Genomic DNA, 19,430 nt, shown 5'->3' with positions numbered 1-19,430 from the left:
GCGACCGCCCCTTCCGGGCCCCGGCCCCAGGCCACTGCCGCGACTGCCGAACCGATCACCTAGAGAGCGCCTAGCATGAATTCGACGATCCTTGCCCGAGCCCGTGGGCACACCCGACGAGGAGCGAGCGCCATGACCATCGCACCCGACGACGCACAGCAGGGCGCCTCCCACCTCTACCGGGCCATGCGCGACTTCGTTCAGTCCTCGGACGACACGCTGCCCGGCAAGTTCGAGATCACCAAGGAAGGGATCGTCCACGACATGATGTCGCCCAGCGGTCGGCACGAGCTGACCACACTGCGGCTCCGGAAGCGCCTGGAAAAGGTGATGCCGGAAGAGATCGTGGCGCACACCGGTGAGCCGGACGTGGAGGACGAGCCCGAAGGCGTCATGCGACGGCCCGATCTGATGGTGATCGCCGAAGAGGACATGGACATCGAGGGGTCGTTCGACCCTCGGTCGCTCATCGCTGCCGTCGAGGTCGTCTCCCGCTCCAACCCGGGCAACGACTGGGTGGGCAAAGTGCGCGACTACCCCCTGCTCGCCATCCCCGTCTACGCGGTCTTCGACCCCCGCACGGGCACCGGCGCCGTATTCACGGACATCCACACCACCCCCGACGGCCCCCGCTACGCCACCCGCAAGGACTTCGTCTACGGCGAGGACGTCACCATCGCCGACTGGACCATCCCGACCCAGAACCTGCCGCTCTACCGGAGCGAGGACCAGGCGTGACGACGACGAAGGGCCCGGCACCGGAGATCGCTCCGGTGCCGGGCCCTACGCCGTGCCGTCGGCGGACTACTTCGGCTGCGGCTTGCGCACCGTCAGGTGCAGCTCCCTCAGCCGGGTCTCGTCCAGCTCGGTCGGCGCGCCCATCATCAGGTCCTGGGCGTTGCCGTTGAGCGGGAAGGCGATCGTCTCCCGGATGTTGGGCTCGTCGGCGAGCAGCATGACGATGCGGTCGACGCCCGGGGCGATGCCACCGTGCGGCGGGGCGCCGAAGCGGAGCGCGCGCAGCATGCCGGCGAACTCGCGCTCGACGGTCTCGGCGTCGTAGCCGGCGATCGCGAAGGCCTTGAGCATGATGTCCGGCTCGTGGTTCCGGATCGCGCCGGAGGACAGCTCGACACCGTTGCAGACGATGTCGTACTGCCAGGCCAGGATGTCCAGCGGGTCCTGGTTCTCCAGTGCGTCCATGCCGCCCTGCGGCATCGAGAACGGGTTGTGGGAGAAGTCGATCCTCCCCGTCTCCTCGTCCTTCTCGTACATCGGGAAGTCGACGATCCAGCAGAACCGGAAGACGTTCTCCTCGAAGTGCCCGGCGCGCTTGGCGGCCTCGACCCGCACCGCGCCCATGATCTTCGAGACCTCGTCGAACTCGCCCGCGCCGAAGAACACCGCGTGGCCGGGGGCCAGGGAGAGCCGCTTGGTCAGCTCCGCGACGTTCTCCTCGGTGAGGAACTTCGCGATCGGACCGCTCAGCGTGCCGTCCTCGCCGACGCGGACCCAGGCCAGGCCCTTGGCGCCCTGCGAGACGGCGTAGTCGCCGAGCTGGTCGAAGAACTTGCGGGGCTGGCCCGAGACGTCCGGCACCGGCAGCGCGCGGACGTGCTTGCCGGCGAAGGCCTTGAACTCCGAACCCGCGAAGATGTCGGTGATGTCGACGAGCTCCAGCTTGGCGCGCAGGTCCGGCTTGTCGGAGCCGTACTTCAGCATCGCCTCGCGGAACGGGATCCGCGGGAAGGGGGAGGTGACCTCGCGGCCGCCTCCGAACTCGGTGAACAGCTCCGTCATCAGCCGCTCGACCGGCTGGAAGACGTCCTCCTGCTCGACGAAGCTCATCTCGACGTCGAGCTGGTAGAACTCGCCCGGCGAGCGGTCGGCGCGGGCGTCCTCGTCGCGGAAGCAGGGCGCGATCTGGAAGTACCGGTCGAAGCCGGAGATCATCAGCAGCTGCTTGAACTGCTGCGGCGCCTGCGGCAGGGCGTAGAAGCGGCCCGCGTGCAGCCGGGAGGGCACGACGAAGTCGCGGGCACCCTCGGGGGAGGTGGCGGTGAGGATGGGCGTCGCCATCTCGTTGAAGCCGAGGGCCACCATCTTGTGACGGATCGCCGAGATGACCGCCGTGCGCATCATGATGTTGCGGTGCATGCGCTCGCGGCGCAGGTCCAGGAAGCGGTACTCCAGGCGCCGCTCCTCGTTGACCCCGTCCTCGGCGTTGATGGTGAAGGGCAGCGGCTGGGCGGCGCCGAGCAGCTCGACCTCGCCCACCTCGACCTCGACCTCACCCGTGGGCAGGTCGGGGTTGATGTTGTCGGCGCCCCGGGAGACGACCTTGCCGTCGACACGAACGGTCGACTCCTTGGTCAGTTTGTCCAGCGCCTCGTAGGCCTCGGTGCCCGGACGGGCGACGAGCTGCGTGATGCCGTAGTGATCGCGCAGATCGATGAAGAGGATGCCGCCCAGGTCGCGCCGATTGTGCAGCCAGCCACTCAGTCGGACGTCGGTGCCGACGTCAGAGGAGCGGAGCTCGCCGCAGGTGTGGGACCTGTACCGATGCATCGTCGTTCATCCAGCCTTCGTGGATCGGGGATGGTGTTCCGCGTTTCACGTGAAACAACCCCAGCGTGAAACAACCCCCAGCGTACCGGCCGGGCACAGCTGTCCTCCTCCCCATTGACGCGGCGCGGGCCCGGGGGCGACCGGTGGCAGTCTCCGATCACCTCTTCCTACAGTGGATGAATGCGCACTGGTGAGCCCCTGCCCGATGTAGGGGACGTCCTTGCCGCGCTCGCGACCGGTCTGTGGCACTGGGACACCGCCACGGGAGAGGTCACGCTCGACGCGGAGGCGGCCCGCCTGCTCGGGCTGCCCGCGGAACGGACGAGCCTCACCGAGGCCCAGGTGCGGGCCCGGCTGCATCCGGTGGACTGGAACGAGATCACCGGGGTGGTCCAGCTCGCCGTCGCCGAGGGCACCCTCGCCGAGGTCCGGATCCGGATCATGGACGAGCTGGGCCACATCGTCCGGATCGTCCGCAGCCGCTCCAAGCCGTCGTTCGACCCCGTGCGCAAGGCCTACGAGCTGACCGGCACCCTTCAGGAGGTCGCCGAGCCGACGCCGGGCACGCCCGCCGGGCGCAGCGCGGTCACCGGTGACTGGCGCCGCTCCCGGGAGGCGTTCCTCCTGGACGCGGGCCGGGCACTGGCCGAGGCGCGGTCCACCGAGGAGGTGCTGCGGGTCGCGGCGGGGTTGTCGATGCCGGGATTCTCCCCGGACGGGCTCGCGGTGTTCGGGGTCTCCGGCGACCGCCTGACGGTCATCGGCCACCACGGACAGCCGCAGAACGACATGAACCCGTTCGTGAACATGCCGCTGGACACGGACTACCCGGCCGCCGAGGCGGTCCGCACCGGCCGCGCCGTCTATCTCTCCTCCCCCGAGCGGTACCGGTCCCGCTACCCCCTCACCTGGCCGCTCGCCGAGCGCTTCGGCCGCCGTTCCTGGGCTTTCCTGCCGCTGACCGTGGCGGGCCGCCCGATGGGCGCCTGGATGGCGGCCTTCGCCTATCCGGTCGCGTTCACACCGGACGAACGGTCGGTGCTGACCACCGTGGCGCGGATGCTGGCGCAGGCCCTGACCCGGGCCGGCGCCGCCGAGACCCAGCGGGAGCTGACCGACGGACTGCAGCGCACCATGCTGCCCGTGCTCGGCCCGGAGATCCCCGGCATGAGCGTCGCCGCCCGCTACGTCCCCACCGGCGGCGGCCTCCAGGTCGGCGGCGACTGGTACGACATGATCGAGTTGCCCGGGGGACGCTTCGCCCTGGTCATCGGCGACGTCCAGGGACACGACGTACGCGCGGCCGGGCTGATGGGCCAGCTGCGCATCGCCCTGCGCGCCTACGCCGCCGAGGGCCACCGTCCCGACGCGGTGCTCTCCCGCGCCTCCCACTTCTTCCACGGTCTCGCCCAGTCCGGCGACGACCCCGGGGACATGCGCTTCGCGACCTGCTACTACGCCGAGGTCGACCCCGCGACCGGAACCGTGGAGAGCGCCCGCGCCGGGCATCTGGACCCGGTCGTGCGCATGGCGGACGGGACGGCGCTGATCCTCGCCACGGCGGGCGGACTGCCCCTCGGCATCGACCCGGACTCCGACTACCCGACCACGCGGCTCGCCCTGGAACCCGGGGACACCCTGATGCTGTGCACGGACGGCCTGGTGGAGACCGGCGGCCACGATCTGCAGACCGGCTGGCACCGCCTCCGCGTGATCCTGGAGGAGCACGACGGCGGCCTGGAGCAGCTGGCCGACGCACTGGTCCAGGCCGTGCACGGGCCCTCCTCGCACCACACCACCGGCCCGCTGGCCGACCGGCGGGAGGACGACATCGCCCTGTTGCTGCTGTGCCGGCAGGGCGAGGGCTGCGGCTGCGGCGACAGCACCGTGGCCAGGCCCTCGGTGCGCCGCACGATGCTGACGGTCGCGCAGGCCGAGCCCGCGCGGATCGCCACCGCCCGGCAGCTATTGCGCGACCTGCTGCACGACTGGCCGAACGAGGAGCAGCGGGACGCCGCGGTGCTCCTGCTCTCCGAGATGCTGACCAACGTCCTGGTGCACACCGACGCCGACGCCCTGCTGGTCGCCGAGGTCGTCGGCGAGCCGGGCGAGCGGCTGATCCGGGTGGAGGTCACCGACAGCGGCGACGACCTGCCGCACAAGCGCCGGCCGGGGGAGATGGCGTCCTCCGGACGCGGTCTGATGCTGATCGAGCTGCTCGCGGACGCGTGGGGAGTCGCCCCGCGCGGCGAGGGCAAGAGCATCTGGTACGAGGTCTACGAGTCCGCGGGACCGGAAGGCGGCCCCGCAGACGGCCGCGGCCCCGCCGGCGACCCCGATGCCGCGTAACGCGCCTGGAGCTCGTGGACGACCCCGAACGCCGCCGCGGTGAGGGGAACGGCGAGGAGCATCCCCAGGATGCCCGCCACCGACGCCCCCGCGGTGAGCGCCAGCAGCACGATGGCCGGGTGCATCTGCACGGTCCGGCTCTGGATCACCGGCTGGAGCACGTGTCCCTCCAGCACCTGGACTGCCAGGACCACCCCGAGGGCCCACAGCGCGATGACGAAGCCCCGGTCGGCCAGCGCGACCAGCACGGCGACGGCTCCGGAGATGAACGCGCCGAGGTAGGGGATGTAGGCGCCGACGAAGACCAGCGCGCCGAGCCCTACGGCACCGGGGACGCGCAGGACGAGCAGCCCGACGGTGATGCAGACCGCGTCGATGAGGGCGATGAGGGTGGTGCCCCGCATGAAGCCCTCGACGGCACCGAAGGCCCGCCGGGACATCGCCTCGACCATGTCGGCGGCGCCGGGCGGGGCGATGGCCCGCACCGTGCCGACGGCCCGGTCGGAGTCGCGCAGGAAGAAGAAGACGAGCAGCAGGGCGAGCACCGCCATGGCGAGCATCTCGCCGACGACGCTGATCCCGGTGACCACCCCCGAGGCGGCCGTACCGCCGAACTTGCCCAGCAGCTCACGCGCGTTGGACGCCATGTCCTCCAGCGAGGTCCCGGCCGCCCCGAAGTGGTCGGCGATGTCCTTGGCCGCGTCCCGGAGCGAGGCGATGATCTGGTCGCCGGTCTCGATGAGCGCGGACACCACGATGTACACGGCCCCGCCGACCACTGCGACGACCGCGACACAGGTGAGCCCGGCGGCCAGCGACCGCTGCACGTGCGCCTTCACCAGCCACCGGTGCAGCGGCCTGAGCAGGGCGGTGCCGAGCAGCGCGAGCAGCGCCGGCGTCACCGCGGTGCGGAACTCGACGCAGAGCCGGATCGCGACGTAGACGACACCGCTGGCGAGCAGGATGACGGCGCACCAGGCGGCGAACCGACGGACCGGACCGGGAAGCAGCTGCACGCCCCCCAGCCGATCACGCGCCGGGCGGGCTGTCCTGCGCGGACGCCCGCCCGGGTGACAGGGCGTCAGCGTGACACCTCGTCAGGCCGAGACCGCCGCTCGTACACGATCAGGCGCCGGCCGCGGACCTCCTCGTCCGCCACGACGGTGAAGTACTCCGCCAGCACGGCGGCCTTCGCCTTGTCACGCCCCGCCGTCGGCGGCCGGGCCACGCCGGGCGCGTCGGTGACCAGCAGGACGCGCCGCTGTGCCGGCAGCACGGACCGTATCCGGGCCGGTCCGGCCTCCACGCCCTTCAGGGTCCCGGACGCCACCGGGCTCTCCTGGAGTGCCACGTCCCGCAGACCCGCGAAGGCGTCGGGGGAGACCAACGCGGCGTCACGGCGGGCCGCCGGTATGAAGACCACCGCGTCGCCGGGCCGCTTCAGCCTGCGCACGTCCGCCGCCGGCGCGAGCACGTCGTCGACCCGGCTGGCAGGGGACCGCTCGGCCAGCGACTGCGGCAGCAGCGCCACCACCGCGACGGCGACCACCGCGGGTACGAGCCACGACGACGCCCTCGGGAACCGCGGCCCGACGGCCCTCACCGCCGCGCTCAGCCCCGCACCGGCCAGCAGCGCCAGGCCCAGCATGCTGAACAGGACGTAGCGGTCCAGGAACAGCGGACGGATCAGGGAGAGACCGGCCAGACCGAGTTGCGGCACCGCCAGCAGCGGCAGGCCGACGGCCGCCACCGACAACCGGCCCGCCCTCGGCCGGTCCAGCAGGGCGCCGACGGTGCCGATCGTCAGCAGGACCGCGGGACCGATCATCATGTGCCAGGTCAGCGGTGGTATCCAGGACACCTGGCCGGACTGCTGCCCGCTGAAGAGGATCAACGGCAGGACACCGGCCGTGCCGGCCGCCGAGGCCACCGCCCAGCGTGTCCAGGTCTCCCGCCCGGCCCGCGTCCACCACAGCGTCGCCGCGTGCGCGGGCAGGATCAGCAACGACAGCCAGTTCAGCAGCCCGCACACCAGGACCGCGCCGGCGTAGCCCGCCCAGTGCGCCGTTCGGCCACGCCCCTGGAGCAGGGTCACCAGCAGCAGCGTCGAGATTCCCGCGCCGGCCGCTGTCAGCGCGTACGGGCGGCCCTCCTGCAAGTAGAACTGCACGGCCGGAAGCAGCCCCAGCGCCAGCCCGCCGCCCAGGCCCGCCCAGACTCCGGCCAGCCTGTGGCCGATGACCGTCACACAGGCGGCGGCCACCGCCATGGCCAGGACGGAGGGCAGCCGCAGGGTCGTCGTGCCGGGCCCGAAGCATTCGAAGAGACCGTGCATCAGCAGGTAGTAGAGCCCGTGCACGACATCGACCTGGCCCAGCATGTGCCATATGTCGGCGACCGGCCGCCGGGCCACCTGCCAGGTCGCTGCCTCGTCCCGCCACACGCTGTGCTGCCGGGACAGCCCCCACAGGCCGAGGGCGACGGTCCACACGACCGGGACCGGCCAGAGGGGCGGGCGCCGCCGTGGAACGGGTATGGAGGTCTTCCGGGAAAGCATGAAGATTTTCAGAACCTCACGGGTGGTGGTGCGAGCTCTCAAAGGGCTGCCGGGCGAGACGAATGGGGCCGCGGCTCTGCGCCTGCAAAGGATTCGCATTCGACGAGCAGGGAATTCTCGTGGACGGCGAAGACGGAATCGCACCGGTCACGGACCCGGTCGTCATGGGTGGCGATGACGACAGCGCATCCGGCATCGCTCATTTCGCGTAGGATGTCCATGACCACGGTCGCATTGGCGTGGTCGAGGGCACCGGTCGGCTCGTCGGCCAGTACCAGGGAAGGCTCTTTGACCATGAGCCGGGCGAGCGCCACACGCTGCTGTTCCCCGCCACTGAGCTGGTGGACCTTCTCTTTCTCCCGGCCCGCCAGACCCACGCGTTCCAGCGCCTCCGCGATGCGCGGGCCGTCCTTTCCCCGCCGAGCCCGCCGCGTTCTGAGCGAGACCTCCAGGTTGTCGGCGACGGTGGCGTTGTCGATCAATGCGTAGTTCTGGAAGAGATAACCGAGAACGTCGCGGCGGAACCGACGGGCCTCCTGCCGGCCGAATCGGGTGATGTCGGCCCCCTCGTAACGGATTTCCCCCGCGGTCGGCCTGTCCAGGAGGCCGACGCAGTTGAGGAGGGTGGACTTTCCCGATCCGCTGGGTCCGACGAGAGCCAGCAGGTGGCCGCGGTCGGCGTTGACGGTGATGTCGGACCACAGAGTGCGGGTGCCGAAGGTCTTCGCCAGCTTCACAATTTCGATCACAACGGTGCTCCTGCGGTCCGGAGGGCTTTCGTCTGCGTGGGTCTCATGAATCGGCCGCCCCCTCCTTGACGATGCGGCGGTGGAATACACCGAGGGCGATGAGCACGGCGCAGACCTCGACGGCGACGAGAGCGGAGATGGCGGCGAAGTCCGTCCCGGTCGTCCGGACGGCCGGGAAGGGAGCGGGAATACCGCGGGCAGTGAATTCCGCCAGCTCCTGGTTCTGCCGCCAGACCTGGAGGGGGACCCAGCAGGCGAGGAACACGGCAAGAACTCCCTCCGCGGTGAGGAGGGAGCGATGGTTCGCCGTGAACCTCCATCCGCTGATGTGCCGGGCGAATATGGTCTGGGCACGCCGACGCGAGTGGATCATGCAGACACCGACGCCGGTGATGAGGAGTACGGCCACGGCCGCGACGAGATTGAAGAGCTGCAGCCGGAAGTCGTTCACCGCGTCCCTCAGCTTCAGCGCGGCGTTCTGCCCGACCGGACGCACGGATGTCACGTAGGTCCGCAGTTCGTTCCCGTCCGCCGCGGTCGCTTTCAGGGCGTCGTCGGGATCGGGAAAGACGATCCCCTCCTGGCTGGCGAAGGACGTGTAGGTGTCGTCGGAGAGGAATTCCGAGCCATTGGGGACGACGACGAGGACCGGGTCGCGCACCAGGGACCGGTCGTCGTCGGGGCGATGGGCCATATTGGGGCTCAGATTGCCGGGGCTGTAGCCGAAGAGACGCTGACCGTCCTTCGCCCGCAGCGACTCCACCGCGAGATTCCGGCGGACGTCCGGTGCGAGTCGCCCGAACACGTCGGGTACGCCCGCGCGGATGTCCGCCGTGTGGCGGGCAAGGGAATCGGGGACGATGAGCCGGACCGTACGTGCGTCCGGGTTCCGCTTGTCCCGCGGTGGTGCGGTGTACCGCCGGCCCGCCGGGTCCAGGACCGGCTGCCGGGCGAGAAAGGTCTCGTTGACGACGAGCAGTTCACCCGGCGGAAGAGGGGCGTCGGAGGAGACGTCCTGGAGATCCCGGCGGCCGGCGACGATGATCTCGCCCGCGGCGTCGGCGCGGCGCAGCCACCGGCCCACCTGGGTGACGACCTCCTTCTCCTCGCCCACCAGGCTGCCGTTGAGGCGGATGGTGACGGCATCGCCCGCCTGGGCGTAGGTGCCCTGGGTGTCCTGCCGCGCCATGACGTTCTGCCCCGCGAGGGCCACGTCCATGGCGATGGCGAGCGCCAGCAGCAGTGCCGGGACACGGACCAGGTACGTGGCGACGAGGGCGGCCCGCGCGGGCAGCTCGCCCTTGAGGGCGCGCGGTATCCCGACCTTGGAGACCAGGACGAGCGCGGCCGCATGGGTGGCCAGTACCAGGAGCACGAGCAGTCCTGCGAGGGTCACGGCCACCGACGCGAACAGCCCCGGCCAGGTGAGGCCGTTGTAGACACCGAGGAGGGCGGGCGTCCCGGCGGCCACCGCGCAGGCGGCGATCGACCAGAACCCCGCGAGCTGCCCGAGGTCGCGAACGAGCAGGTCCCGTACGGACCTGCCCTGCAGGCGCAGCACTCCGTACGCCTTGGCGCTCAGCAGCACGCTCGCGCCGGTCGTCGTCGCCGCGGCCAGAGCGACCACCCAGAAGGTCCAGAAGAGGTCGTCGCCCGAGAAGGCGAGGGCCAGTTCGCCGGCCGAGAGGGGGTGCTGCACGCTTGCGCGCAGGCCCAGTCCGGTGAACTCGGCCACCAACGCGTCGGCGGCCTCGGGCGATCCGAAGACGTAGTAGAAGCCCCGCGGGTCGCGCTGACCGATGTCGGCGATCGGGTGCACGCGCGTGTCCAGGTGCCTGCTGAAGCCCGGGTAGCCGTCGTGCGGCCATGATGCGGCGTCCGACTGCGCGCCGCCCGAGGCCAGATAGAGGTGCCGCAGTCCGTCGGGGTTCCTCGCGTCGGGGACCTCACGAGCCACCGAGACCTCGTGCTCGTCCGAGAACGCGGCGATATCGCGGGCTACTTGGGCGCCGCTCACGGAGTCGTCGGACGCGAACACCCAGACCTGAGCCGAATTGCCCAGCACCAGTTGCTCGTCCAGGCCCCGCACGAACAGAAAGGCCATCATCGCGGAGGTGACCAGCACGGCGGCGTGGACGAATTTGATACCTCTGTGGAGCATCGGTTTCCTGGACTCGGGCACTCGGGAGCGCATCGCGTACAACAAGCACTGAAGAGTGACTGCGGGGAGAAACGGGTCTCCCCGCAGTCGGACGCGGCTACCGGCTCAGAGCGGTGTCCGGCAGTCCGTCAGCAGGCCGCGTCATAGTGAGCGCTGTTGGGGTGGATGCTCGACTTCTCCACCGAAGCCTTGGACCACTTCTTGTTCGCGGTGCAGCCGCTGTAGGCCCAGCTCCTTCCGTGCACGGAGGACGAGTGGTAGTTGACGCTGTGGTAGAAGTTCGAGTACGCGTAGTTCGCGCCCACGTCATAGCTCCACCGGCCGCCACTGACGTCGACCGACTTGGCCAGCGCGGGAGTGGCGACGGCCATCACGATGGCGCCGGCGGCGGCTGCGGCCTTGAGACCGGTCTTCATACGCACGATTACTCACTTTCGTTGATGTGCTTGACACAGATGGATCGCCCTGCCGGGCATGCGAAAGGTGCGCCCGAGGTCGCCGGGGACATCCCGTACACGCAGTCGGGCGAAGTGGGGCGGGAATCATCCCGCCCACGGATCAGAGCCTCTTGACCGACTTCTGGGTGCAGTGCTTCGCGCGGTACCCGCGGGGCATCTGGTCGTTGGCGTTCTTCTTGGCCGCCTTCTTGGCCTCCGACGCCGTCTTTCCAGTCCCGTGCCCCTGCACGAACCCATGGGCGGTGTCGTCCGAGATGCGCTTCTTGGTGCACTGGAAGTGTGCGGACCAACCCCGCGCCGCTTCGGCGGGAACAGCGACGCTCAACGGAATCACGACCGCTATGACAGTCGTGACGAGCGGGCCGAGGACAAGCATCCTGCGCAAGAGTGTTTCCCCCATTCAAATGTGCATGCGGCGGGGGCAGGCCGCGCGGTGTTGCAGTACACCGTCACCCGCATCAGCGGGCACACCAAAATACGCCTTGGCCGTGCGGCCAATGCGGGATTTGAGTGTTGCTCTCGCCCCCGTGAAAGCCACTCGTCCCGGAGGTCAGCCCGATCGAGTGGACGTGCCAGAAGTTACGCGGCACGGACGCATTTTATCCAGCGGCAACGAGGTGATCATGATCACCTGACCGGCAGGCAACCCGGAGCACACCCGGTGGCCCGATTGGCGAAGCTGAGCCGCATTGCGCCCTTTGCGTCCATAATGGCCCGAGCACCGGGAGCGAATACGGATGGCTCGCGCCACTCCCCGTCCGTTAACCTCCACACCCATGAAGCAGCGGCAGCAGAAGAAACTTTCCCGCCACCTCTTCGAAGCGATTCTGCTGGGTGACGCCGCCCGGGTGCGGACGACGCTGCGGGCCGGTGCCGACCCCGAGCGCGCCGACGGCGAGGGCACCACGCCCCTGTACGAGGCGGCCGTGAGCGGAAAGGCCGGGATCGTGCGCCTGCTGCTGGAGGCCGGCGCCTCCCCCGACACCGAGAGCGGGGGAATCGGCGCGGAGGGCACTCCGTTGTGCGCGGCGGCGTGCTGGGGTCACACGGAGACCGTGCGACAGCTGTTGGCGCACGGAGCCGATCCGGCGCTCCGGGAGGATCACGGCACCGGCCGCTCCCCCCTGGACTGGGCGAACGACGGTCCGCACCCCGAGACCGCCGCCCTCCTGATCGCGGCGGGGGGAGCGCCCCGCACGCCGGCCGGGTAGCCGCCGCCCCCGCCAGGCACGCGAGAGCCACGACCGGTTCCGGTCGTGGCTTCGCGCGCTTGGTCCTGGACGGCCTACAGGCCGCCCTCGGTCATCCCGTGCACCGCCGGGACCGTGCCCAGGCGCCCCTTCTGGAAGTCGTCGAAGGCCTGCTGGAGTTCCTCACGGGTGTTCATGGCGAACGGGCCGTAGTGCGCCATCGGCTCCCGGATCGGCTGCCCGCCGAGCAGCACGACCTCCAGGTCGGGGGTGTGCGAGTCCTGCTTCTCGTCCGCGCGGACGGTCAGCGAGCCCCCGGCCCCGAAGACGGCCGTCTGCCCCAGGTGGACCGGTCGCCGCTCGGCGCCCACCGACCCGCGCCCGGCCATCACGTACGCCAGGCCGTTGAAGTCCTCCCGCCAGGGCAGGGTGACCTCGGCGCCGGGCGCGAGCGTCGCGTGGACCATCGTGATCGGCGTGTGTGTGATGCCGGGCCCCTCGTGGCCGTCCAGCTCACCGGCGATGACGCGCATCAGCGCGCCGCCGTCCGGGGAGGTGAGCAGCTGGACGGAGCCACTGCGGATGTCCTGGTACCTGGGGGTCATCATCTTGTCCCTGGCCGGGAGGTTCACCCACAGCTGGAGCCCGTGGAAGAGCCCGCCGGACATGACCAGCTGCTCCGGCGGCGCCTCGATGTGCAGCAGACCGGAGCCCGCCGTCATCCACTGGGTGTCGCCGTTGGTGATGGTGCCGCCGCCACCGTTGGAGTCCTGGTGGTCGAAGATCCCGTCGATGATGTAGGTGACGGTCTCGAAGCCGCGGTGCGGGTGCCAGGGCGTGCCCTTGGGCTCGCCGGGCGCGTACTCCACCTCACCCATCTGGTCCATCATGATGAACGGGTCGAGATGGCGGTAGTTGATTCCGGCGAACGCGCGGCGAACCGGGAAGCCCTCGCCCTCGAAACCACTGGGCGCGGTCGTGACGGTGAGCACGGGACGTGCGACGGCGTCGGCGGGTGCGGATACGCGGGGCAGCGTCAACGGGTTCTCGACGGTCACTGCAGGCATGTCGGTACCTCCTCGGGTACGCCCACTTTAGTTGAGCGTTGAACTTCTTGCCACCTCAAACCCAGAAAGCCCGGAGGGCATTCCCTCCGGGCTCGCGGCAGCGGCAACGGTCAGCCGTACATCCGACGCATGGCGAAATCGACCATCTGTTCGACAGCCTTCGCGTCGAACACCATCCGGTGCTCGCCCTCCATGTCCAGCACGAAGCCGTAGCCGGTCGGCAGGAGGTCGATCACCTCCGCGCCGGTGATCACGAAGTACTTGGACTCCTTGCCCGCGTACCGGCGCAGCTCCTTGAGCCCCGTGAACATGGGGATCACCGGCTGCTGGGTGTTGTGCAGCGCGAGGAAGCCGGGGTTGTCGCCGCGCGGGCAGTAGACCTTCGAGGTCGCGAAGATCTGCTGGAAGTCCTCGGCGGACATCTGGCCGGTGGTGAAGGCGCGCACCGCGTCCGCGAGCGAGGGCGGGGACGGCTCGGGGTACAGCGGCGGCTGCTGCCCGTATCCGCCGGACATCGGCTGCTGCGGCGGGGCGTACTGCTGCTGCTGAGGACCCGCGGTCTGGTCGTAGCCGTACATGCCGCAAAGAGTAACGAGTAACGAGTCACAGATGACCCGCTCGGGGTTGCTTCTTATTACCGACGGGTAGCATCATCGTAGCTACTAGTTGGTACGTGAAGTAGGTACGTGTAACAGAGCGAGGAGCCAGTGCCTCGCCGATCTCTCAACGGAGCCGTCGCCATGGGGCACTACAAGCCGAATCTCCGGGACATCGAGTTCAACCTCTTCGAGGTGCTCGGCCGTGACAAGGTGTACGGCACCGGCCCGTTCGCGGAGATGGACACGGACACCGCCAAGAGCGTCCTGGAAGAGCTGACCCGCCTCTCGGAGAACGAGCTGGCCGAGTCCTTCGCCGACGCCGACCGCAATCCGCCGGTCTTCGACCCGGAGACCAACACCGCGCCGGTCCCGGCCTCCTTCAAGAAGAGCTACCAGGCCTTCATGGACTCCGAGTACTGGCGCCTGGGCCTGCCCGAGGAGATCGGCGGCACCACCTCGCCGCGCTCCCTGATCTGGGCCTACGCGGAGCTGATCCTCGGCGCCAACCCGGCCGTGTGGATGTACTCCTCCGGCCCCGCCTTCGCGGGCATCCTCTTCGAGGAGGGCAACGAGGCGCAGAAGCACATCGCGTCCTTCGCCGTCGAGAAGCAGTGGGGCTCCACCATGGTCCTCACCGAGCCGGACGCGGGCTCGGACGTCGGCGCCGGCCGCACCAAGGCGGTCCAGCAGGAGGACGGCTCCTGGCACATCGAGGGCGTCAAGCGCTTCATCACGTCCGGCGAGCACGACATGTCGGAGAACATCCTGCACTACGTCCTCGCCCGCCCCGAGGGCGCCGGCCCCGGCACCAAGGGCCTGTCCCTCTTCCTCGTCCCGAAGTACGAGTTCGACTTCGAGACCGGCGAGCTGGGCGAGCGCAACGGCGTCTACGCCACCAACGTCGAGCACAAGATGGGCCTGAAGGCCTCCAACACCTGCGAGATGACCTTCGGCGACCGCCACCCCGCCAAGGGCTGGCTGATCGGCGACAAGCACGACGGCATCCGCCAGATGTTCCGGATCATCGAGTTCGCGCGGATGATGGTCGGCACGAAGGCGATCTCCACCCTCTCCACGGGCTACCTCAACGCCCTGGAGTACGCCAAGGAGCGCGTCCAGGGCCCCGACCTGGCCAACTTCATGGACAAGTCCGCGCCCAAGGTCACCATCACGCACCACCCGGACGTCCGCCGCTCCCTCATGACGCAGAAGGCGTACGCCGAGGGCATGCGCGCGCTGGTGATGTACACCGCCTCCGTCCAGGACGAGATCCAGGTCAAGGAGGCGAACGGCGAGGACGCCGCCACCGAGCACGCCCTCAACGACCTGCTCCTGCCGATCGTCAAGGGCTACGGCTCGGAGAAGGCGTACGAGCAGCTCGCCCAGTCGCTCCAGACCTTCGGCGGCTCCGGGTTCCTCCAGGAGTACCCGATCGAGCAGTACATCCGCGACGCCAAGATCGACACCCTCTACGAGGGCACCACGGCGATCCAGGGCCAGGACTACTTCTTCCGGAAGATCGTCCGCAACCAGGGCGCCGCGCTGAACTCGCTCGCCGAGGACATCAAGAAGTTCCTCGCCCTCGGCACCGGCGGCGAGGAGCTGTCCGGCGCCCGCGAGCACCTGGCCAAGGCCGCCGTGGAGCTGGAGGCCATCGTCGGCCTGATGCTCACCGACCTCGCGGCCACCGAGCAGGACGTCAAGAACATCTACAAGGTGGGTCTCAACACCACCCGCCTGCTGCTGGCCTCCGGTGACGTGATCGTCGGCTACCTGCTCCTCAAGGGCGCCGCGATCGCCGCCGAGAAGCTGCCGACCGCGTCCGCCAAGGACAAGGCGTTCTACACCGGCAAGATCGCGGCGGCGAAGTTCTTCGCGGCCAACGTCCTGCCCGGCGTCACCATGGCCCGCAAGGTCGCCCAGGGTGTCGAGCTGGACCTGATGGAGCTGGACGAGGCCGCCTTCTAGGGCCCGTCCGCCCCCCTTTACCAATTCCACACAGCCTGACGAGGGTCCGCTCCCGCTCCACGGGAAGCGGGCCCTCGCACGTCGTTAAGGTGAACCCCATGAGCGCACCCTCCCGCTTCGACCGCGGCCACACCGACGACCTCATGTCCTTCCTCGCGGCCGGCCCCACGCCGTACCACGCGGTGGCCACCGCCGCCGAGCGGCTGGAGAAGGCCGGTTTCCGGCAGGTCGCGGAGACGGACGCCTGGGAGGGGACCTCCGGCGGCAAGTACGTGCTGCGCGGCGGCGCGATCGTGGCCTGGTACGTCCCCGAGGGCGTGGCCCCGCACACCCCCTTCCGCATCGTCGGAGCGCACACCGACTCCCCCAACCTGCGTGTGAAGCCCCGCCCGGACACCGGGGCGCACGGCTGGCGCCAGGTGGCCGTGGAGATCTACGGCGGCCCCCTGATGAACTCCTGGCTCGACCGCGACCTGGGCCTGGCCGGCCGGCTCACGCTGCGCGACGGCTCGACCCGCCTGGTCAACATCGACCGCCCGCTGCTCCGCGTCCCGCAACTCGCCATCCACATGGACCGCAACGTGTCCGCGGAGGGCCTCAAGCTCGACAAGCAGCGCCACCTCCAGCCGGTCTGGGGCCTGGGCGACACCGTCCGCGACGGCGACCTGATCGCCTTCCTGGAGGAGGAGGCGGGTCTCGCCCGCGGCGAGGTCACCGGCTGGGACCTGATGACCCACTCGGTGGAGCCCCCGGCCTACCTGGGCCGCGACCGGGACCTGGTGGCCGGCCCCCGCATGGACAACCTCCTGTCCGTGCACGCCGGTGTGGCCGCCCTGGCCGCGGTCGCGACCTTGGGCGCGGACCTCCCGTACATCCCGGTCCTCGCCGCCTTCGACCACGAGGAGACCGGCTCCCAGTCGGACACCGGCGCCGACGGCCCGCTCCTCGGCAGCGTGCTGGAGCGCTCGGTGTTCGCGCGGGGCGGCAGTTACGAGGACCGGGCGCGCGCCTTCGCCGGCACGGTCTGCCTGTCCTCCGACACCGGCCACGCCGTGCACCCCAACTACGCGGAGCGGCACGACCCGACGCACCAGCCGCGCGTCAACGGCGGCCCCATCCTCAAGGTCAACGTCAACAACCGCTACGCCACGGACGGTTCGGGCCGCGCGGTGTTCGCCGCCGCCTGCGAGAAGGCGAACGTCCCCTTCCAGACGTTCGTCTCCAACAACTCCATGCCGTGCGGCACGACCATCGGCCCCATCACCGCGGCCCGGCACGGCATCAGCACCGTCGACATCGGCGCGGCCATCCTCTCGATGCACAGCGCCCGGGAGTTGTGCGGCGCCGACGACCCGCACCTGCTGGCGAACGCGCTGGTGGCGTTCCTGGAGGGCTGAGCCCCGCAGCGTTCCCCGGGCGGAACACCCCTGCCCCGCATGTGTGTTCCGCCCGGGGGTACCCGCACGGAACCGGATCGACCGGAAACCCGGAACCGACCGGATCTACAAGGAGGCAACACTCATGGGCCTCGGCGGGTGCATCATCCTCATCGCCGTGGGAGCCATCCTCACGTTCGCGACCGACTGGGACATGCAGGGCGTCAACCTCGACCTGGTCGGTGTCATCTTGATGATCGTCGGCCTGATCGGTGTAGCGACGTTCAGCAGCATCGCCCGGCGCCGTCGCGTCGTGATGCCGCCGACGACCCCGGTCGTCGAGGACCGGCCCCACCACCACACGCGGGACGGGTACCACAACGGTTACGGCTCCTGAGCCCCGCCGTCATCACGACAAGGCGTGCCCCGTCGTCGCGTCCACGTGTCCGGGCACCTCGTCGTGCCGGTCGCCCACGGTCAGGGTCCCCGTCGGTTCGAGGAGCAGGATCGCCGTGGGGGCGGGGGCGTGGAGCTTGTGCTCCGTGCCCCGCGGGACGGTGAAGACCGACCCCTTGGGCAGGACGACCGTGCGCTCGCCGCCGGGTTCGCGCAGGGCGATGTGGAGTTCGCCGTCGAGGACCAGGAAGAACTCGTCGGTGTGGTCGTGCACGTGCCAGACGTGCTCGCCCTCGACCTTGGCGATACGGACGTCGTAGTCGTTGACGGCGGTGACGATGCGGGGGCTCCACTGCTCGGTGAAGGACGCGAGGGCGGAGGCGAGGGAGACGGGTTCCTGTGTCATGACGACATCGTGCGGGGTGCCGCGTCCGCCGGACGAGTGCTAGAAATCGCACATGCCGCAAGGATCCTGTCAATGCCATCGACCCCACCGCGTCGCCGTGATCGTCGACGAGGGCACCAACCCGTTCGAGGTCGGCTGTGCCACCGAACTCTTCGGGCTGCCGCGGCCCGAGCTGGGGCCGGGCGGCCCGCTGTACGAGGTGGTGGTGTGCGGGCCGACCCCCGGGATCCGGATGAACCACGGGTTCCTCACACTCACCGACGTGCCCGGCCTGGAGGCCGCGGACGGGGCCGACACGGTCGTCGTGCCCGGCCGGCCGGACAACGTCGTACCGCGCGGCCCGGCCGTCCTGGACGCCATCCGGCGCGCGCACGCGCGTGGCGCCCGCGTCATGAGCCTGTGCACCGGCACCTTCGCGCTCGCCGAGGCGGGGCTGCTGGACGGACGGCGGGCAGCCACCCACTGGTTGTGGGCCGACTCCTTCCGCCGACTGCATCCGCGGGTGCTGCTGGAGCCGGACGTGCTGTTCGTGGACGAGGGCGACGTGCTCACCGCCGCGGGCAGCGCGGCGGCACTCGACCTCGGGCTGCACATCTGGCGCAAGGACCACGGCGCCGAGATCGCCAACGCCGTCTCCCGGCGGCTGGTGTTCGCCACGCACCGGGACGGCGGGCAGCGGCAGTTCGTGGAGCGCCCGCTGCCCCACGTCCCGGACGCGTCGCTGGCGCCCCTGCTGGAGTGGGCGCAGGAGCGCCTCGACGAGCCGCTGACGGTGACGGACCTCGCGGAGCGCGCGGCGATGTCACCGGCGACCTTGCACCGGCGGTTCCGGGCGCAGCTGGGGACGACACCGCTCGCCTGGCTGACGGCCGAGCGCGTGACCCTCGCACGGCGCCTGATCGAGCGCGGGGAGGAGCGGCTGGACGTGGTGGCGGCCCGCAGCGGGCTGGGGACCGCCGCGAACCTGCGGGCGCTGCTGCGGCGCGAGACCGGGCTCAGCCCGTCGGCCTACCGACGGCGTTTCGGAGCGGGCGCCGGGGAAGCGATCACGCCATGAGATTCCTCGTGTACGACCGGCTCCTCGGCTTCGGCGACGACTACTGGATCGAGGACGACAACGGCAACAAGGTGTACCTCGTCGACGGCAAGGCGATGCGGCTGCGGGACACCTGGGAGCTGAAGGACGTCCAGGGGCGCGTGCTCGTCGACATCCACCAGAAGATGTTCGCCCTGCGCGACACGATGGTGATCGAGCGGGGCGGCGACCCACTGGCACGGATCAAGCGGAAACGTCTCTCCCTGCTGCGCAACCACTACCGGGTCTCGCTGGCCGACGGCACCGAACTGGACGTCAGCGGCAAGATCCTCGACCGGGAGTTCGCCATCGAGTACGACGGCGAGCTGCTGGCCGTCGTCTCGCGCCGGTGGCTGACCCTCCGGGACACCTACGGCGTGGACGTCGTCCGGGACGACGCGGACCCGGCGCTGCTGATCGCGCTGACGGTGTGCGTGATCCACCTGGCGGAGAAGGAGCGGGAGGACGAGTGACGGGCACGGGACGCCGGCGCCCCGGGGGCCTGCGCCCC

At 70.1% G+C, this 19,430-nt stretch carries 18 protein-coding genes; 8 read left to right on the top strand and 10 right to left on the bottom strand.

Annotated features, from left to right (window positions below; translation table 11 throughout):
• Nucleotides 1-132: 132 nt before the first annotated feature.
• Nucleotides 133-738, top strand: coding sequence for a Uma2 family endonuclease (locus EBH09_RS18455; RefSeq protein ID WP_121748097.1), 606 nt, complete (start codon nt 133-135; stop codon nt 736-738).
• Between the two features lie 66 nt (nt 739-804).
• On the opposite strand, the gene aspS is transcribed toward EBH09_RS18455, so the two are convergent.
• A complete protein-coding gene (aspS, locus tag EBH09_RS18450; RefSeq protein ID WP_121748096.1) occupies nt 805-2,568 on the bottom strand; it encodes an aspartate--tRNA ligase in 1,764 nt (587 codons plus the stop codon).
• A gap of 180 nt (nt 2,569-2,748) precedes the next feature.
• Between aspS and EBH09_RS18445 the strand changes: the two genes are divergently transcribed.
• On the top strand, nt 2,749-4,917 hold the full coding sequence (locus EBH09_RS18445; protein WP_121748095.1) for a SpoIIE family protein phosphatase: 2,169 nt from the start codon (nt 2,749-2,751) through the stop codon (nt 4,915-4,917).
• On the opposite strand, the gene EBH09_RS18440 is transcribed toward EBH09_RS18445, so the two are convergent.
• The 6 genes from EBH09_RS18440 to EBH09_RS18415 form a co-directional block, all read right to left on the bottom strand.
• Nucleotides 4,845-5,933, bottom strand: a complete 1,089-nt coding sequence (locus EBH09_RS18440) for an AI-2E family transporter (protein WP_121748094.1) — start codon at nt 5,931-5,933, stop codon at nt 4,845-4,847. The genes EBH09_RS18445 and EBH09_RS18440 overlap by 73 nt on opposite strands.
• 65 nt (nt 5,934-5,998) lie before the next feature.
• A complete protein-coding gene (locus tag EBH09_RS18435) occupies nt 5,999-7,474 on the bottom strand; it encodes a glycosyltransferase family 39 protein (protein WP_121748093.1) in 1,476 nt (491 codons plus the stop codon).
• 38 nt (nt 7,475-7,512) lie between these two features.
• Nucleotides 7,513-8,223, bottom strand: coding sequence for an ABC transporter ATP-binding protein (locus EBH09_RS18430; protein WP_121748092.1), 711 nt, complete (start codon nt 8,221-8,223; stop codon nt 7,513-7,515).
• A 43-nt stretch (nt 8,224-8,266) separates the two neighbouring features.
• Nucleotides 8,267-10,384: a hypothetical protein gene (locus EBH09_RS18425; protein WP_121748091.1), complete on the bottom strand. Its 2,118-nt coding sequence runs from the start codon at nt 10,382-10,384 to the stop codon at nt 8,267-8,269.
• Between the two features lie 128 nt (nt 10,385-10,512).
• On the bottom strand, nt 10,513-10,800 hold the full coding sequence (locus tag EBH09_RS18420) for a lactococcin 972 family bacteriocin (protein WP_121748090.1): 288 nt from the start codon (nt 10,798-10,800) through the stop codon (nt 10,513-10,515).
• 142 nt (nt 10,801-10,942) lie between these two features.
• Nucleotides 10,943-11,218: a hypothetical protein gene (locus EBH09_RS18415; protein ID WP_121748089.1), complete on the bottom strand. Its 276-nt coding sequence runs from the start codon at nt 11,216-11,218 to the stop codon at nt 10,943-10,945.
• Between the two features lie 400 nt (nt 11,219-11,618).
• Between EBH09_RS18415 and EBH09_RS18410 the strand changes: the two genes are divergently transcribed.
• Nucleotides 11,619-12,053, top strand: a complete 435-nt coding sequence (locus tag EBH09_RS18410) for an ankyrin repeat domain-containing protein (protein WP_121748088.1) — start codon at nt 11,619-11,621, stop codon at nt 12,051-12,053.
• Nucleotides 12,054-12,127: 74 nt separating this feature from the next.
• On the opposite strand, the gene EBH09_RS18405 is transcribed toward EBH09_RS18410, so the two are convergent.
• Together EBH09_RS18405 and EBH09_RS18400 are read right to left on the bottom strand one after the other, a co-directional pair.
• Nucleotides 12,128-13,099 (bottom strand): pirin family protein, encoded by a 972-nt coding sequence (locus EBH09_RS18405; RefSeq protein ID WP_121748087.1) that lies wholly within the window; start codon nt 13,097-13,099, stop codon nt 12,128-12,130.
• Nucleotides 13,100-13,209: 110 nt separating this feature from the next.
• Entirely contained in the window at nt 13,210-13,677 is a 468-nt protein-coding gene (locus EBH09_RS18400; RefSeq protein WP_053134171.1) for an SseB family protein, read from the bottom strand.
• 162 nt (nt 13,678-13,839) lie between these two features.
• Here EBH09_RS18400 and EBH09_RS18395 point away from each other — a divergent pair, with 162 nt between their 5' ends.
• From EBH09_RS18395 to EBH09_RS18385, 3 genes are all read left to right on the top strand, one after another.
• Nucleotides 13,840-15,666: an acyl-CoA dehydrogenase gene (locus tag EBH09_RS18395; RefSeq protein ID WP_121748086.1), complete on the top strand. Its 1,827-nt coding sequence runs from the start codon at nt 13,840-13,842 to the stop codon at nt 15,664-15,666.
• A 98-nt stretch (nt 15,667-15,764) separates the two neighbouring features.
• Nucleotides 15,765-17,063 (top strand): M18 family aminopeptidase, encoded by a 1,299-nt coding sequence (locus EBH09_RS18390; protein ID WP_121748085.1) that lies wholly within the window; start codon nt 15,765-15,767, stop codon nt 17,061-17,063.
• 124 nt (nt 17,064-17,187) lie between these two features.
• A complete protein-coding gene (locus EBH09_RS18385; protein ID WP_121748413.1) occupies nt 17,188-17,439 on the top strand; it encodes a DUF6458 family protein in 252 nt (83 codons plus the stop codon).
• A gap of 12 nt (nt 17,440-17,451) precedes the next feature.
• Here the strand turns inward: EBH09_RS18385 and EBH09_RS18380 are convergent, their stop codons facing one another.
• Complete coding sequence (locus EBH09_RS18380; protein ID WP_121748084.1) at nt 17,452-17,844, bottom strand: cupin domain-containing protein; 393 nt, start codon at nt 17,842-17,844, stop codon at nt 17,452-17,454.
• A gap of 52 nt (nt 17,845-17,896) precedes the next feature.
• Between EBH09_RS18380 and EBH09_RS18375 the strand changes: the two genes are divergently transcribed.
• Together EBH09_RS18375 and EBH09_RS18370 are read left to right on the top strand one after the other, a co-directional pair.
• On the top strand, nt 17,897-18,901 hold the full coding sequence (locus tag EBH09_RS18375) for a helix-turn-helix domain-containing protein (RefSeq protein ID WP_121748083.1): 1,005 nt from the start codon (nt 17,897-17,899) through the stop codon (nt 18,899-18,901).
• Nucleotides 18,898-19,392 carry an LURP-one-related/scramblase family protein gene (locus tag EBH09_RS18370; RefSeq protein WP_121748082.1) on the top strand — a complete coding sequence of 165 codons (495 nt, stop codon included), beginning with the start codon at nt 18,898-18,900 and terminating at the stop codon, nt 19,390-19,392. The genes EBH09_RS18375 and EBH09_RS18370 overlap by 4 nt, the downstream gene beginning before the upstream one ends.
• Nucleotides 19,393-19,430: the final 38 nt, after the last annotated feature.

Source organism: Streptomyces sp. E2N166 (assembly GCF_003671715.1).
Classification (GTDB): domain Bacteria; phylum Actinomycetota; class Actinomycetes; order Streptomycetales; family Streptomycetaceae; genus Streptomyces; species Streptomyces thinghirensis.
The sequence above is the reverse complement of the archived record's forward strand: the minus strand, read 5'-3'. Positions and strand labels throughout refer to the sequence as shown.

Coding starts and splice junctions, on each gene's coding strand:
- EBH09_RS18455 (WP_121748097.1), top strand. CDS start 133: ATGACCATCGCACCCGACGACGCACAGCAGGGCGCCTCCCACCTCTAC.
- aspS (WP_121748096.1), bottom strand. CDS start 2,568: ATGCATCGGTACAGGTCCCACACCTGCGGCGAGCTCCGCTCCTCTGAC.
- EBH09_RS18445 (WP_121748095.1), top strand. CDS start 2,749: ATGCGCACTGGTGAGCCCCTGCCCGATGTAGGGGACGTCCTTGCCGCG.
- EBH09_RS18435 (WP_121748093.1), bottom strand. CDS start 7,474: ATGCTTTCCCGGAAGACCTCCATACCCGTTCCACGGCGGCGCCCGCCC.
- EBH09_RS18425 (WP_121748091.1), bottom strand. CDS start 10,384: ATGCTCCACAGAGGTATCAAATTCGTCCACGCCGCCGTGCTGGTCACC.
- EBH09_RS18420 (WP_121748090.1), bottom strand. CDS start 10,800: ATGAAGACCGGTCTCAAGGCCGCAGCCGCCGCCGGCGCCATCGTGATG.
- EBH09_RS18415 (WP_121748089.1), bottom strand. CDS start 11,218: ATGCTTGTCCTCGGCCCGCTCGTCACGACTGTCATAGCGGTCGTGATT.
- EBH09_RS18410 (WP_121748088.1), top strand. CDS start 11,619: ATGAAGCAGCGGCAGCAGAAGAAACTTTCCCGCCACCTCTTCGAAGCG.
- EBH09_RS18405 (WP_121748087.1), bottom strand. CDS start 13,099: ATGCCTGCAGTGACCGTCGAGAACCCGTTGACGCTGCCCCGCGTATCC.
- EBH09_RS18400 (WP_053134171.1), bottom strand. CDS start 13,677: ATGTACGGCTACGACCAGACCGCGGGTCCTCAGCAGCAGCAGTACGCC.
- EBH09_RS18395 (WP_121748086.1), top strand. CDS start 13,840: ATGGGGCACTACAAGCCGAATCTCCGGGACATCGAGTTCAACCTCTTC.
- EBH09_RS18390 (WP_121748085.1), top strand. CDS start 15,765: ATGAGCGCACCCTCCCGCTTCGACCGCGGCCACACCGACGACCTCATG.
- EBH09_RS18385 (WP_121748413.1), top strand. CDS start 17,188: ATGGGCCTCGGCGGGTGCATCATCCTCATCGCCGTGGGAGCCATCCTC.
- EBH09_RS18380 (WP_121748084.1), bottom strand. CDS start 17,844: ATGACACAGGAACCCGTCTCCCTCGCCTCCGCCCTCGCGTCCTTCACC.
- EBH09_RS18375 (WP_121748083.1), top strand. CDS start 17,897: ATGCCGCAAGGATCCTGTCAATGCCATCGACCCCACCGCGTCGCCGTG.
- EBH09_RS18370 (WP_121748082.1), top strand. CDS start 18,898: ATGAGATTCCTCGTGTACGACCGGCTCCTCGGCTTCGGCGACGACTAC.